The organism is Peptococcaceae bacterium 1198_IL3148 (genome assembly GCA_036763105.1).
Lineage (GTDB): Bacteria > Bacillota > Desulfotomaculia > Desulfotomaculales > Desulfohalotomaculaceae > JBAIYS01.
The window spans coordinates 119,446-133,795 of record JBAIYS010000007.1 but is presented as its reverse complement, the minus strand read 5'-3'; the positions used below and the strand labels follow the sequence as shown (position 1 = coordinate 133,795).

The 14,350-nt window shown below is 43.3% G+C and carries 17 protein-coding genes; 5 read left to right on the top strand and 12 right to left on the bottom strand.

The annotated features are described in order from the left end of the window. Window positions 1–69: 69 nt before the first annotated feature. The 5 genes from V6C27_08660 to V6C27_08640 all read right to left on the bottom strand — a co-directional run bounded on the left by V6C27_08660 (window position 70) and on the right by V6C27_08640 (window position 5,337). On the bottom strand, window positions 70–1,038 hold the full coding sequence (locus V6C27_08660) for a hypothetical protein (protein ID MEG6616487.1): 969 nt from the start codon (window positions 1,036–1,038) through the stop codon (window positions 70–72). 51 nt (window positions 1,039–1,089) lie between these two features. Next, window positions 1,090–2,214 carry an N-acetyl-alpha-D-glucosaminyl L-malate synthase BshA gene (gene bshA, locus V6C27_08655; protein ID MEG6616486.1) on the bottom strand — a complete coding sequence of 375 codons (1,125 nt, stop codon included), beginning with the start codon at window positions 2,212–2,214 and terminating at the stop codon, window positions 1,090–1,092. Beyond that, a complete protein-coding gene (gene bshB1 / locus V6C27_08650; protein ID MEG6616485.1) occupies window positions 2,211–2,897 on the bottom strand; it encodes a bacillithiol biosynthesis deacetylase BshB1 in 687 nt (228 codons plus the stop codon). The genes bshA and bshB1 overlap by 4 nt, the downstream gene beginning before the upstream one ends. A gap of 146 nt (window positions 2,898–3,043) precedes the next feature. Beyond that, window positions 3,044–4,651 carry a 1,4-alpha-glucan branching protein domain-containing protein gene (locus V6C27_08645; GenBank protein MEG6616484.1) on the bottom strand — a complete coding sequence of 536 codons (1,608 nt, stop codon included), beginning with the start codon at window positions 4,649–4,651 and terminating at the stop codon, window positions 3,044–3,046. Window positions 4,652–4,671: 20 nt separating this feature from the next. Further along, window positions 4,672–5,337: a DUF4912 domain-containing protein gene (locus tag V6C27_08640; protein ID MEG6616483.1), complete on the bottom strand. Its 666-nt coding sequence runs from the start codon at window positions 5,335–5,337 to the stop codon at window positions 4,672–4,674. Window positions 5,338–5,545: 208 nt separating this feature from the next. Here V6C27_08640 and V6C27_08635 point away from each other — a divergent pair, with 208 nt between their 5' ends. Both V6C27_08635 and V6C27_08630 read left to right on the top strand, forming a co-directional pair. Beyond that, window positions 5,546–5,677 carry a CPBP family glutamic-type intramembrane protease gene (locus V6C27_08635; GenBank protein MEG6616482.1) on the top strand — a complete coding sequence of 44 codons (132 nt, stop codon included), beginning with the start codon at window positions 5,546–5,548 and terminating at the stop codon, window positions 5,675–5,677. Between the two features lie 241 nt (window positions 5,678–5,918). Then, window positions 5,919–6,056: a hypothetical protein gene (locus V6C27_08630; protein MEG6616481.1), complete on the top strand. Its 138-nt coding sequence runs from the start codon at window positions 5,919–5,921 to the stop codon at window positions 6,054–6,056. Between the two features lie 148 nt (window positions 6,057–6,204). On the opposite strand, the gene V6C27_08625 is transcribed toward V6C27_08630, so the two are convergent. Both V6C27_08625 and V6C27_08620 read right to left on the bottom strand, forming a co-directional pair. Beyond that, on the bottom strand, window positions 6,205–6,801 hold the full coding sequence (locus V6C27_08625) for a lysine exporter LysO family protein (protein ID MEG6616480.1): 597 nt from the start codon (window positions 6,799–6,801) through the stop codon (window positions 6,205–6,207). Continuing rightward, complete coding sequence (locus V6C27_08620; protein ID MEG6616479.1) at window positions 6,798–7,136, bottom strand: LysO family transporter; 339 nt, start codon at window positions 7,134–7,136, stop codon at window positions 6,798–6,800. The genes V6C27_08625 and V6C27_08620 overlap by 4 nt, the downstream gene beginning before the upstream one ends. 147 nt (window positions 7,137–7,283) lie before the next feature. On the opposite strand from V6C27_08620, the gene V6C27_08615 reads away from it, so the two are divergent. From V6C27_08615 to trmL, 3 genes are read left to right on the top strand one after another with little or no spacing between them, the layout of a single operon-like run. Then, a complete protein-coding gene (locus V6C27_08615; protein ID MEG6616478.1) occupies window positions 7,284–7,700 on the top strand; it encodes a CoA-binding protein in 417 nt (138 codons plus the stop codon). 3 nt (window positions 7,701–7,703) lie between these two features. Beyond that, a complete protein-coding gene (nth, locus tag V6C27_08610) occupies window positions 7,704–8,345 on the top strand; it encodes an endonuclease III (GenBank protein ID MEG6616477.1) in 642 nt (213 codons plus the stop codon). Then, window positions 8,346–8,804: a tRNA (uridine(34)/cytosine(34)/5-carboxymethylaminomethyluridine(34)-2'-O)-methyltransferase TrmL gene (gene trmL / locus V6C27_08605; GenBank protein MEG6616476.1), complete on the top strand. Its 459-nt coding sequence runs from the start codon at window positions 8,346–8,348 to the stop codon at window positions 8,802–8,804. Between the two features lie 100 nt (window positions 8,805–8,904). Here the strand turns inward: trmL and V6C27_08600 are convergent, their stop codons facing one another. From V6C27_08600 to gcvT, 5 genes are all read right to left on the bottom strand, one after another. Continuing rightward, the gene (locus tag V6C27_08600) at window positions 8,905–9,843 is read right to left on the bottom strand and encodes a cation diffusion facilitator family transporter (protein ID MEG6616475.1); all 939 of its coding nucleotides are present in this window, start codon (window positions 9,841–9,843) and stop codon (window positions 8,905–8,907) included. Between the two features lie 127 nt (window positions 9,844–9,970). Beyond that, window positions 9,971–11,416, bottom strand: a complete 1,446-nt coding sequence (gcvPB, locus tag V6C27_08595) for an aminomethyl-transferring glycine dehydrogenase subunit GcvPB (GenBank protein MEG6616474.1) — start codon at window positions 11,414–11,416, stop codon at window positions 9,971–9,973. Beyond that, complete coding sequence (gene gcvPA / locus V6C27_08590) at window positions 11,413–12,756, bottom strand: aminomethyl-transferring glycine dehydrogenase subunit GcvPA (protein ID MEG6616473.1); 1,344 nt, start codon at window positions 12,754–12,756, stop codon at window positions 11,413–11,415. Before gcvPA ends, gcvPB begins: the two co-directional genes overlap by 4 nt. After that, entirely contained in the window at window positions 12,756–13,142 is a 387-nt protein-coding gene (gene gcvH / locus V6C27_08585; GenBank protein ID MEG6616472.1) for a glycine cleavage system protein GcvH, read from the bottom strand. Before gcvH ends, gcvPA begins: the two co-directional genes overlap by 1 nt. Window positions 13,143–13,181: 39 nt before the next feature. Continuing rightward, window positions 13,182–14,273: a glycine cleavage system aminomethyltransferase GcvT gene (gcvT, locus tag V6C27_08580; GenBank protein ID MEG6616471.1), complete on the bottom strand. Its 1,092-nt coding sequence runs from the start codon at window positions 14,271–14,273 to the stop codon at window positions 13,182–13,184. Window positions 14,274–14,350 lie beyond the last annotated feature (77 nt).

Here is a 14,350-nt window from a genome sequence, read left to right as displayed (position 1 = left end):
TATCCCCGTCATTTGTCTGACTTATTATTTGCAAACTAAAAGGATCCCCGTTGAGAGGGGATCCTTAGCTTAATCTTCTTTTCCATAATCATCATAAAGTATCGTCAGGGGTACTTCGGTGGTACCAAATAAATTGGTGGCCATCACTGTGATATCATTTAACCCTGGTTCCAACTCTAAGGATATGTTAAATGTACCGTCGTTGTTGTTCACCGATACCTGTTCACTACCAATCAGTACCACTATTGAAGTGTTGGCATCGGAAACTCCAGAAATACTTGTTCTGTCAGTGGTTGTCATCTCTGGTGCAGCCACTTGGATTTTGGGTGGCACCCCGTTAATGGATTTGGTGACAGTGGTGGTCAGTCCATAATCGTTAACGGCGGTAATATTTACCGTGTTCTCACCTTTCTTTTTAAGTTCTACCATGCCGGTAAAACTACCATTGTTATCGGTTTTAACCTTATTGTTGTTTAAGTACACAATACATCCAGGATCGGTGTGCCCGCTAACAGTAACCTTTGCGGATGAGCTTTCGCTAGGGGCAAATACACTGAGGGCTGGTTTGCTAACCACAAAATTAACGGTTCTTTTAACCTGGGTGCTGTTCCCATTCTCATCCACTGCCACCACTTCTACGGTATTATTACCGGCAGTTAAAGCCACCTCACTGCTAAATGTACCATCACTTTTCAGCCTTACCGATTGCCCGTTAATAAAAACTGTACAACCTGCTTCGGTGTTCCCAGAAACTTTTAGCATCTCATAGTCGGTACTCATTGTGGGAGGCAAATTAACGGTAAGGGCTGGCCCCTTTGGTTCTTCCTGACCTTCTTTGGCCTCATTTTCCTCTGGGGTGGGTTCATCAGTTAACGCTTTTGTAGGTTCATCTCGATCCTTGGTTGCACCGCTGGGCTCTTTAGTGTCAGCCTTTTTTACCTGCTGTTCATCGGTTGGTTGGTCTGCTGCACAACCTACCAGTAGCAATGCTGTAAGCACCATGCATAACAAAAATAATAAAGAATTTTTACGTAACATATATAAAATCACCTGTTTAAAATTGATATATTGATTTATTTCGACTAGGTGCTACTTTTTTCCTGCTAACAAAGAATAATATATCTCTTCGTAGTGATTAACCCAACGGTCGGCATTAAAAAAATTTTCGGCAGATTGCCTAGCCGCCCAACTGATTTTTTGCCACAGACTATCATCTGATAGGATTTTAATTGATAATTGGGCCATTGCCCTCGGATCGCCACAATCAGCTAACAAGCCAGTAATGCCATTTGCTACCACTTCCGGCAATCCACCTACGTTACTGGCCACCACCGGGACACCGCAGGCCAAAGCTTCTAAAGCCACTAGACCAAAACTTTCCCGTCGCGAAGGCAACAGTAGCAAATCTGAAACTGAAAGTAGTGGAACAACATCCTGTTGTTGCCCCAAAAAATGCACCCGGCTATTTAAGTTTAACTCTGTCACCTTTTCCCTTACCATTGTCATATCTGGACCATCGCCCACTAATATTAACTGACTAGGTAGTGATTCATTAATTAAGTGAAAAATATTAATTACATCAGGCACGTTTTTAACGGAACGAAAATTAGAAATATGAATCACTATTTTCTCATGATCCGCTGCGTAACTCCGACGCAATCCTTCATCAGATCGGCGGTTAAAGTAATTTGAATCTAAAAAATTGTAAATGACGCTGGGCGGATCCTTAAGTTTAAAAACCCGTTGGGTTTCTAAGGCTAACCATTTGGATACTGCCGTGAGCATGTCGCTATGCTCTAAACCATACTTGGTAATCTGATAAAACTCTTTATTCTGACCAACTAGAGTAATATCTGTTCCATGTAGTGTAGTGATTATCGGTATGTTATTACCCATGATATGGCGGGCAAAAATTGCGCTCAAACAATGGGGAATAGCATAATGGGCATGTAGTAAATCTAATTGATGATCCTTCACTACCTCGAGAATTTTATTGACCTGCAATAAAAAGAATGGCGGTGAAGAAAATACCGGATAGCTAAAGTCGCCAGTTTGATGGACAAAGGTGTTAGGGTGATACTCATCCAACCGAAAGGGCCTTTCTGCACTAATAAAATGAACTTGATGGCCTCTATCGGCCAATTGTTTACCCAATTCTGCTGCCACCACTGCACTGCCACCGTAATTCCAATAACATAGCATCCCAATCTTCATTCTTTTCCATTCCATAAAATCGATAGATCCTTTACTGCCAGTGGTTCATTAAACAGTAACCCTTCGCCGTACTCCACCCCGATTAAACTACCGTAATAACGATCGCGGTTATTAATCAGTGTAAAAATGCCCTGGGACTGATCGGCAAATTGAGAGTGGTGTGCATTGATGGCCAACAGCTTAACTTTATAAAATGAGCTGATATCAATCACCACCAATGGAGTAACCCCTTGATTCAAACAATAATAGCCAGTTATTGGTACTTTGTGTGGCGCTATTTGAGGATTAACTTTACACAACCCGGCATCAAATTGTGCTTCCTTTACCAACTGACTGGCCTTTATATGATCTGGATGTCGATCCTGCCAAAAGGGGGCTAAAATTAGAATGGGTTTGGCAATGCGAATTAGATGCACCAGTTTATTTATATTATCCCTGGTCACCTCTATTTCACGATCTGCAATGTTTAAATTTTTTCGCCAAGCTACATTAAGTATTTTAGCTGCCGCCATCGCCTCTTGGTCTCTTTGTTTCGCCGTTCCGCCACTGGCCTTTTCCCCCTTGGTTAAATCCACCATGCCCACTTTATAGCCAGTGCGAACAGCCGATGCAATAATACCCCCCACCCCTAACTCTATGTCGTCAGGATGGGCACCAATGGCCAAAATATCTATTTTTTCCATATTATCTCCTTTACATAGTAACGGGGCTGTTGCAAAACCTACGGTAGGGGTCGCTTTCCACGCCGACCCGCCAAGCAACATAGGTTTGGTGGTGCTGCGGGCAGGCATGGAAACCTGCCCCACACTATGCAACAGCCCCGTCTTTTCTAAATTACCGCGGTGGCCACTTTGTGAGAACTAAAACTGCGATAATCCATATCGGGGAAGATATTATTTGAATATTCTAGGTTAGCAAGCCACCCTTCATCAATATTATTATGGTTAATCATTTGATATAACTGTAAAAAGTTACTAATGTGCTGTTTTGTTCTTTTGACAGCATAATCAACGGTGGTACCGGTGTGCATAATGAAGGCCCAATCACTGGCCTGGGCCAGCATTAACTCTCGGGCAGCTTGGTTTAAACCTCTATAATATAGACCGTCTGTGGCATCATAGCGATTGGCCAAGTCCACCATTTGTCCCGCTGCTGCGTGCAGATGCCGATAAATCCAATCATTTTGGGGACATAGCCAAACCTCGTGGTAACCGCTTTTGCCCCAACTGGTTTCGCAAAGGTTTGCCCTTTGATTATGGGGATAAATCTGCAAATAGTCTGCGGGGCTAATTAATTCTATAACATTAGAATCGGTATATATTTTTCTAATTACCGTTTCCAACCAGGCTGGTCCTTCATACCACCAATGTCCAAACAACTCAGCATCATATGGTGCCACCACAATTGGCTTTCGATCCATGTGGGTGCTCAGACACTTGATTTGTTGTTCACGATTAAAAATAAAGTTTTCAGCATGGAGCTTAACCTTTTGTGCTGCCCATTGAGGCACATAGGGCTCTTTTTGAGATAGGTCCACTTGACCGGTGATGCGACAATATTTAAACCCGGTATTATGTCTAATGCCATCGGGGTGAACGTACTCCCAGATGTATTCATCATCCATATCATAGCCAATATCTCGATAATACTCACGGTAGTCTACATCTCCTGGATACCCTTCATTGGCGCTCCACACCTGTTTTGATGATTCAACATCTCGGGCAAAGGCGGCCACTCCGTCGGTGCAATACAACGGGGCATAAATGCTATATCTTGGTCGCCGGGACGCAAATAATACTGCATGACTATCGGTAAAGAAAAATTTGATACCAAACTGCTTTAGTATTTTTTCTACTCCTCGTTTATAGGCACATTCCGGTAACCAGATCCCCTTTGGTGTAGAGCCAAAGTTATTGCGGTGCACTTTGATGGCATTTTCTATTTGGGCATAAATTGACTCAGCATGACGCATAAAGGGCAAATAACCATGGGTAGCACCACAAGTAATTAATTCTATTCGCCCTGAGTTTTGCAATTTTCTAAAGGCATTGTTCAAATTACAATGGTAGCGATGATAAAAGGTATTATATGCCGACTGTAACCTTTGACGGTACATTAGGGCGGTATTATATTGCACCGTACCTTGGGTACGGTGGAGCTCTTTTTCAGCCAATGCCAGCAATTGATTAAGGTGGTTAATATAACGCTGTTGTAATAAAGGATCGTTGAGCATACAAACCAGTGGTGGCGATACCGACAATGTCACTTTAAATGGTACATTGTCGGATATCAAACGATCAAAGGCTTCAATTAATGGGATATAGGTTTCGGTTATGGCCTCATACAACCAACGCTCCTCTAAAAAATATTCATCCTCAGGATGTCGGATATATGGCAAATGGGCATGAAGTACCAATGCCAAGTAACCTTTGGTCATTGAAAGACTCCTTTCTTTTTCTATTGTTTATACATTTGCTCCACTGAGCTTGCTGGATAACGCGGCACATCGGGATATAGTTCCACAATGGGTAACCATTCATCATCAATAATGTCTGACATGGACGCCCTTGGTGTACTGACAAAGTTTGATCTCAGAATGGTGATAAACCTACCATCTTTAAGTCTGTAGCCATAATCAACACAATAGGTTCTAGCGGGCCCATCAACCTTTAAATACCAATTGTTAGCATAGTCATTAATCTCCACATCTTGATAATGATGGGCATTGGTACCGTCGAAATTATCAATGTTTGATATGTCGTAGACCCGGAGTACTGGTTGGTAATTGGCACTGGAGCCATATTGTTGTACAAATTGTTGTTGTTTGGTGGCAGTAATTTCCCAGTAAGCGTAAAGCCAATTGGGATCTCGGGCCATTAATACTAGCGTATCATGATTGTAAATATGAGGTAATTCTGGATCTGGTGCTGGAGATTTCTTTTTCCATTCAGGAAATTGTGTTAACTCCTCAGCATATTCTTCATTTGCAATCGAATTTTTCTTTAGGCTTTCTATGGATTTTCTCTGTGGTTCAACAGCAAAGGTTGATTTAACATAGGCATAAATGCCATAGGCCACTGACACCATCAAAGCCAAAATTATTAATGTGTATAGGGTATCCACAGTTTTTCCCTCCTTTTGTTTTTGTCCCAATTAGTTTTATATAATAAACGGTTATTTTACGTGGAATAATTCAGTTATCAAAAGTATTATTGCCAGCTAAAATAGCGTTTATTTATTGAATCCCTTTAGCATTTATATGTGTGAAATTAAGATATTTAAATTATTGTCAAATAATGGTTTTAAACCCTTAGCATATGGAGGTCTTTAGATGTCAATAAAAAGCATTAACTGGGGAATTGGTTTGGCGCTGATCTATTATTGGACTGGTTCATTAATACCGGGGATTATTGCCCACAGTTTTGTAAATTCCGCCCGGCTAATACTTGTGTATCTCAGTTAAAGACACAACTGGCTGGCAATTTGACACTGTCAATGGCTACAAATGTTGAGCTAATCGACACCACCGCAATCGGCGTTAAAATGTATAAACTTAACGAACTAAGTTTGTGATAAATAGTACAAGGCCTGCCAGCGGCTTATATCATGTTAACGGGTCAAATATCAACCTTTACCAATATATAGTTCCTGTATACAATGTACTCAATAACAAACCATTTTTTATTAATAAGGAGGCGTTGCCCATGTTGGATAGAGAGTATGAACAATACTTACAAAGTAATAGTGGTAGCGCAACTGTTGAAAAAACCAAAGGCCATCTGCTCTGGCTAATCGTTGTATCAGTAATGATAGTGCCAGCAATTCTGTACTTAGTTAAGTAAGTTAGTTAATAATTTTTATAATTGACATACAATAACTCCTCATTTCTCCCGAGAAGATCTTTTGCTCTTCTCGTTTTTTGTCAATATTGAATGACCCCATAAGCTAACAAAAGACGAGGGAATAAACCCTCGTCTTAATAAAAACCATTTAGAGTTTTATCAACATCGGTACCAACATTGGCACCAAGGCAGTAAGCACCGATCCGTTGATAAAGGCCACCACTGCTATATCGGAATTTGTCGACTTAGAGATAACGGGTAGCGTAGTATCCATGGTGGTGGCACCACCAGGAGCGATGGCACTGTACTGGCCCACGTACTTGGCCACCAATGGTATCAATAAAAATGCCATTAACTCCCTAGCCACATTGGTAACGAAGGCCAAGGCACCTAATTCTACACTATAAATCTTGGCCAATAACACTCCAGAAAGGCTGTACCATCCGAAACCCGCTCCAATGGCCGAAGATTCGTTCAATGGCATTCCCATGAAATAACCCACTACCACCGCACCGGCCACACTGCCTATGGCCACTAAAATCGGTACCAAAATCACTCGCCAACCCATCTTCATCAGTTTAGCCCAAGTTTCCTTCTGCTGTCCTAACTCAACACCCACAGTAAACAACAAGATAAACAATGCCACCGAAGTCATGGTATCTAAATATCCCACCAAGGCATCGGGAATTACCCAATAACCTAAGGCAACCCCAACCCCTACCGATGCTAGGATTATTCCAGTCATTTGCTTTCACCAACTTTTGTACATTTGTTAACCAATAAACTAACACCATCCCGTTGATTATTCTTGGTCAGTCCCTTGCGAATATAACCTTCGGCCAGCTTTACCAGCAATACACTGCCAGCAATACCACCAACTGCTAACATCAATGCCTGTAGGCCCATGGCGCCAAAGTCTGCCAGTACCTGTTTGTTAGCACCCAATTGGGCTCCCATTACCAGCAGTAAAAAAATCAAACCAAAGGTCATTGCCCGCTGGGTTAGTTTACCGTTCTGCGGTAATAATTTAAAGTGACCAACTAAAAAGCCCAGGGCCACTGCCAATAAAACCTGTGTCATACCTTTACACCACCAAAGTTATTTTTAAAAATACATTAACACTTTACCACGCAAAAGTGTTTCTAGCAATAATTTAAGTTGATGTTACTAAAGTTGCTAATTTTTTGGTATATTAGTTATGGAATATTTTACAGGAGGGTTTGTCACATGTTTCAAAATCCCACTGACGATCAAATTAAAGAATTATTAAAGGAAACACGCACCATAGCTGTGGTAGGTCTATCAGATAAGCCTGAGCGAGACAGTCATCGGGTGGCTAAATATTTACAGCAGCACGGCTATAAAATTATCCCGGTAAACCCCAAGCTAAATGAAATTTTAGGAGAAAAGGCCTATAAAAAGGTTAGCGAAATTCCAGAGCAGGTTGATATTGTTGACGTTTTCCGTCGCAGCATTGACACCCCATCAGTTGTGGAAGATGCACTGGTTAAAAAACCTAAAGCAATTTGGTTGCAATTGGGCATCAGCAATGATGACGCCGCCAAAATGGCCCAAGACAACAACATCACCATGATAATGGATCGATGCATTAAAATAGATCACGCTAACCTAATAGGGGATTAAGCAATGTCTAAAGAAAAAGCTCGGGCATTGGCAATTTTTGAAAGACTCAACAGTGCCTACCCCCATGCCCAGTGCGGTTTAAATCACCGCAACCCCTTTGAATTATTAATTGCCACTATTCTCAGTGCCCAGTGCACTGATAAAAGGGTAAATATCATTACGGAAAAACTGTTTGCAAAATACCGTTCCCCTGAAGATTTTGCCAACCTAAGCCCTGAGCAGTTGGCTGAAGATATTAAGGGTTGTGGGCTACATCGCAATAAGAGCAAAGCCATCGTTGAAACCAGTGGCATATTGCTGGAAAAATATCAGGGTAGTGTACCCCAAAATCGCGAAGCGCTGGAAGCATTGCCAGGGGTAGGGCGTAAGACAGCAGGGGTGGTGCTGGGCGTAGGTTTTGGACAAGCCACGCTACCGGTGGATACCCATGTCCATCGAGTATCCCAACGCCTAGGTTTAGCCAGTGGCAAAAACCCCGAAACCACCGAACAAGAACTGATGGCATGCCTACCTGCAGAAAAATGGCAACCGGCCCACCATCTGTTCATCGCCCATGGTCGAGAAACCTGTGATGCCCGACGTCCTAAATGCGATCGCTGCCCGGTGATGGAATATTGTCTGCAGTTTCCGGGAAGGGAGAGTTAAATGCATATTGTTTTAGTGGAACCAGAAATACCGGCAAACACCGGCAACATATCCCGCACCTGTGCCTGTACCGGTGCCAGCCTCCACTTGGTAAAACCCTTAGGGTTTTCCACCGATGACAAATACTTAAAGCGGGCCGGTTTAGATTATTGGCACCTGTTGGATTTACATTACCACGACAGTATTGATGAATTATACCAAAATTACCCCCAAGGAAGGTTCTGGTATTTAACCACCAAAGCAAAAAATAGTTATACCCAGGTTAAGTTTGCAGAAAACGATTTTTTGGTTTTTGGTAAGGAAACCGCCGGACTGCCCGAAAAGCTATTGGCAGCAAACCCAGATTATTGTATTAGAATACCGATGCTGTCAGAGGTGAGATCACTTAATTTGTCAAATTCTGTGGCTGTGGTACTATATGAAGCCCTTAGACAACAAAATTTTACCAACATGAAATAGGCTGTTGCAAAACTTTGCAACAGCTCCTTTATGCATTATTAATAACGAAACCTAGGCGTCTTTTGCCTTTGCTTTTTAGATAAAAGGTGGCCAGCCTATTTTACTTATTGTCAAATGACCTGATACAGACACCGTTTTTTCTGCATTGGCAACTGGCATTACAATTATCACAGTACTTTGGATCACAGGGTTCACTATGAATTAATATGCTACTTCTAGGCAGTTCTTTTTCCAGCACCGCTTCAATTTCATCGCAAAGCAGGTGTACTTCGGCTATCGTTCGATAACGTGGTACCACTAAGTGCAGGTCAACGTGCCGTTGTGGCCCTGCCTTTCTGGTGCGCAAATTATGATAACTGACAAAGCGATCCCGGTACTGTTCCAGCGCTAATTGTATTCTTTCTTCGTCAGCCTGTGGCAGTTTAGTGTCTAGCATGCTGGCCACTGAGTCATGCAGCAGGTCATAGGCCGCCTTTAAAATCAACAGCGTAACAAATATCCCCACCAATGGGTCGATAATGGTCAACCCAGTCAGCTTAATCAATCCAATACTGATAAATACACCCAATGAGGTATAAACATCGGTGCGCAGGTGCAGGGCATCGGCTTCCAGTGCCGGGGAATCGGTCTCCTTAGCCACTTTCATTAATTTATAGGACACCCAACCGTTTACCACGCAGGAAACACCCATCACCAGCATCCCTAAGCCCAGCGCTTCAATCTCAATATTTTTATGCATTAATTTGGGAATGGCATTTAGCAGTATTGCCACCGCAGCAATCACAATTAATAAAGCCTCGATAATGGCAGCTAAATTTTCATATTTACCATGACCATACTTGTGTTGTTCATCAGCAGGTTTAGCGGACTGTTTAACAGAAAAATAGGCAATTATTGAGGCAACTAGGTCCAGGCCTGAATGTATCGCCTCAGACAGCACACCAACTGACCCCATAACTAAACCCACTGACAACTTGCCCGTAGTCAACAACGTATTAGATATGATGGATAACCGGGCAACCTTTTGTTTGGGGTCCACCTTTTCACCCCCAGATTTTTTGATAATTAGTATATTATATCATCAAAACATTTAATTAAGAATTAGGTATAGAAGATACAAAGTAAAAAAACGCATGACCGTTTTCCAACGGCCGATGCGTTTAAAATTATTTACGGTGGCGAAGCACCGGATTTCTGGCTGCGGTTACTTCATCTAGTCTTCCCACTGGCGTACTGTGGGGTGCTGATTTAACCATTTCCGGATCTGAAGCTGCTTCTTGTAAAATTTTAATTATATTATTGGCAAAGTCATCTAAAACTTCTTTGCTTTCAGTCTCGGTGGGCTCTAACATCATCGCCTCTTCCACAATCAGTGGAAAGTAAATGGTTGGTGGGTGATACCCATAATCCAGCATTCGTTTGGCCAAATCCAGTGTGTGCACACCCTTTTCCTTTAGTTCTTTAGGTTGGCAAACAAACTCATGCATGCAAATCCGGTCATAGGGAATGTTCAAATGTTCAGCCAATTTACGCATCAAATAATTGGCATTTAATACTGCATGCTCACTGACGGATTTTAGCCCGCTGCCACCTTCCGTTAGCATATAGGCAAAGGCTTTAATCACCACGCTAAAACTGGCATAAAAACTGCGCATTTTACCAATGGACAGCGGTTGCCTATAATCCAAACGGTACTGATCATTTTCTTTTACCACCACCGGCCGGGGTAAAAAGGGAGCCAAATCAGCCTTCACACCCACCGGGCCACTGCCCGGTCCGCCACCGCCGTGGGGTGTCGAAAAGGTTTTGTGCAGATTGAGGTGGACCACATCAAACCCCATGTCCCCCGGGCGGGTAATGCCCATAATGGCATTCATGTTGGCACCATCATAGTACAACAGACCACCGGCATTGTGCACTATTTCTGCAATTTCCACAATGTTCTCTTCAAATAATCCCAATGTGCTGGGGTTAGTTAGCATTAGGGCGGCAGTGTCCTCATCAACAACCTGTCTGAGAGCCTCCACATCCACATTACCCCGGGTATCCGACTTCACCTGAACCACTTTAAAGCCAGCCAAAGCAGCGCTGGCTGGGTTGGTGCCATGGGCAGAGTCCGGAACAATTACCTTGGTGCGATTTAAGCCTTTATGCTTTAAATAAGCCTTGATAATTAAAAGACCGGTCAGTTCGCCATGGGCGCCAGCAGCAGGTTGCAATGAAAAAGCATCCATGCCGGTGATTTCCCCCAGGTATTGTTGAGTTAAATACATTAACTCCAGTGCGCCCTGAACAGTTTCTTCCGGTTGATAAGGATGTAACCGGGTAAAACCGGGCATGTTGGCCACATCCTCATTTATTTTGGGATTATATTTCATGGTGCAGGAACCCAGTGGGTAAAAACCGACGTCTACCCCATAGTTTAACCTGGAAAGCCTGGTAAAGTGTCTGACCGCATCCACTTCACTTACCTCTGGTAGCTCTGGTTCATCTTGCCGCAACATTGAGGCCGGTATTAAATCTGCCAATGATTTTGCCGGCACATCATTTTGGGGCAACGCTACCCCTTGGCGACCGGGCCGGGAAAGTTCAAAAATTAACGGTTCACTCATCTTACGTCCCCTCCCAACACCGCCACCAGGCGGTCAATATCTTCTTTAGTCCGGGTTTCAGTGACACAAAGTAACATATGATTTTGCAATTCAGGATGGTAGCGTCCCAAATCCAACCCACCAATGATGCCATTTTCCAATAGTTTAGCATTCACCTCTGCCGCCGGTTGTGGTAGCTTGACAACAAATTCTTTAAAGAACGGTGCTGACCATGCTAACTGGAAGCCCAACAAATTAATAATCTGTTCACTGGCGTAATGGGCCTTTTGCAAACTTTGTTCCGCCACCTGACGCAGACCTTTTTTACCCAGCAAACTCAAATGCACCGTTGCCGCCAGCGCACAAAGGGCTTGGTTAGAGCAAATATTTGAGGTTGCTTTATCTCGTCTGATATGTTGCTCTCTGGCTTGCAAAGTCAATACATAGCCCCTATCCCCTCTACTATCTTTGGTTTGTCCCACAATGCGACCGGGCATCCGGCGCATTAACTTTTCAGTACAGGCCATAAAGCCCAAATGGGGGCCACCAAAGGACATTGGAATACCTAAACCTTGACCTTCCCCCACAACGATATCAGCACCACAGCAGCCCGGTGAGGCAATTAAGGCCATGGCCACTGGGTCCACCACCGCCACCAGCAGTGCCTTCACTTGGTGGGCCAGTTCTGCCGCTGCAGTGAGATCTTCAATGGTGCCAAAGAAGTTGGGCTGCTGAATAATCAGCGCTGCCACGTCTTTGTCCAGTTGCTCTTTTAATTTCTCTAAATCGGTACCACCCTGATAAAAATCTATTTCTAATATATCCAATTCCGGCCCAGCGGCATAGGTTTTCAACACCTCTCGGTATTCAGGATGCACCGCCTTTGAAACCAGCACCTTGGTTCTTTTGGTGGCCACACAGGCCATTAAAGCTGCCTCGGCGGTGGCGGAAGCACCATCATACATTGAAGCATTGGCCACATCCATTCCCGTTAGCTCACAAATCATCGTTTGAAATTCAAAGATAGATTGTAACACGCCCTGGCTAATTTCCGGTTGATAAGGTGTATAAGCGGTATAGAATTCCGCCCGGGACAATATGTGCTGTACCGCACTGGGAATAAAATGGTCGTAGGCTCCGGCGCCTAAAAAGCTGATATATTGATCTGTGGTTTTATTTTTTTGGGCCAAGGCCATTAGCTGGCGGGAAACCTCCAATTCACTAAAGGGCCCCGGTATGTTTAATTCTCTCTGCAATCTCACCTGCTGTGGTATGTCGCTAAATAGTTGTTCTATTTTTTCCATACCCAGCTGGGTTAGCATTTGCTGTCGTTCATTATCAGTGTGAGGAATATAACCCATTAAGCATTCTCCTCTAAAAATTCTTCATATTGTTCTTTAGAAAGCAGGTTATTAACTGCCGCATCATCGTCAAATTCAATTACCATCATCCACGCATTGTAGGGATCTTCATTAATGGCTTCGGGTGAATCCACCAAATCCTCATTTATTTCCACCACTTTACCGCTCAGTGGGGTATACAAGTCTGAGGCGGCCTTAACCGATTCCACTACCCCAAAGGTATCCTCTGCTTCAAAGGTATCACCCACATTGGGTAATTCTAAAAATACAATATCCCCTAATGATTCTTGGGCATAATCAGTGATACCTATAGTAGCCCGATTCCCTTCAATCTTTACCCACTCGTGTTCCTTACTGTACATTAAACCTGCCATCACTTTACTCATTAAAAATTCCTCCCTCAAAATCAATTACTATTGTTATATTTAGCCTTTCTTGTAGAAAGGTTTCTTAATCACCTTTGCCTTAACAGCCTTACCCCGGATTACCACCGCCAATTCAGTTTCTAGCGCTGCATACTCTGGTCTAACATAGGCTAACGCCAAATTAGCATTAAGGGTTGGTGAAAAACTACCGGAGGTTACCCAGCCAATACCATGTCCATCCTTTTGTACAGGATACTCTGCCCGGGCAATCCCCCTTTCGATCATCTCTAAACCCACTAACTTATAGGAAACCCCTTGTTCCTTCACTTTAAGTAAAGCCTCTTTACCAATAAAATCTTCTTTGTCAAACTTTACTGTCCAAGAAAGTCCTGCCATTAGAGGGTTAATTTGATCAGTTAATTCATGCCCGTAAAGCGGTAGTGCAGCTTCAAATCGCAAGGTATCTCTGGCACCCAGCCCCGCAGGCACCACGCCATCATTCTTGCCGGCTTCTAATATAGCCCGCCATAAATGTTCCACCTCGTCCGGGTGGCAGTACATCTCAAAGCCATCCTCTCCGGTGTAACCGGTACGGGATATTAAACAGGCCACGCCACCAATTACTCCCATGGCAAATTGGAACGGGCCAATGGTATTTAACTGCAATGGGGTTAATGTCTGAAGCACCTTTTCCGCCACCGGACCTTGCAACGCCAGCAATGCAAATTCATCTGATTTATCAGCCACATCGGCATCACCGACCAGATTTTGTTTAACCCAGTTAAAATCCTTTGTAATATTTCCGGCATTTACCACCATTAGATAGCGGTGCAAGCCAAGGTTATAAATTAATAAATCGTCCACCACCCCGCCATCTTCTTTGACCATGGTGGTGTACATAACTTTGCCAATGCCTATTTTAGAAACGTCGTTGGTCACCAATTGTTGAAGAAAATTAAGGGCATCTTCTCCAGCCACCAGAAACTCACCCATATGGGATACATCAAACAACCCCGCAGCCTCACGAACCGCTTGATGTTCTTTAAGGATACCTTGATACTGCACCGGCATTTCCCAGCCACCAAATTCAACCAGTTTAGCGCCCAACTCTTTGTGCACTTGATAAAGTGGAGTACGCTTTAGCTCTACCATTAAATCTCCTCCGTTTAACTATACTTTATTAGTATGATGAAAACATAATATTTGCATTACTCCTGACCCCATGTAGA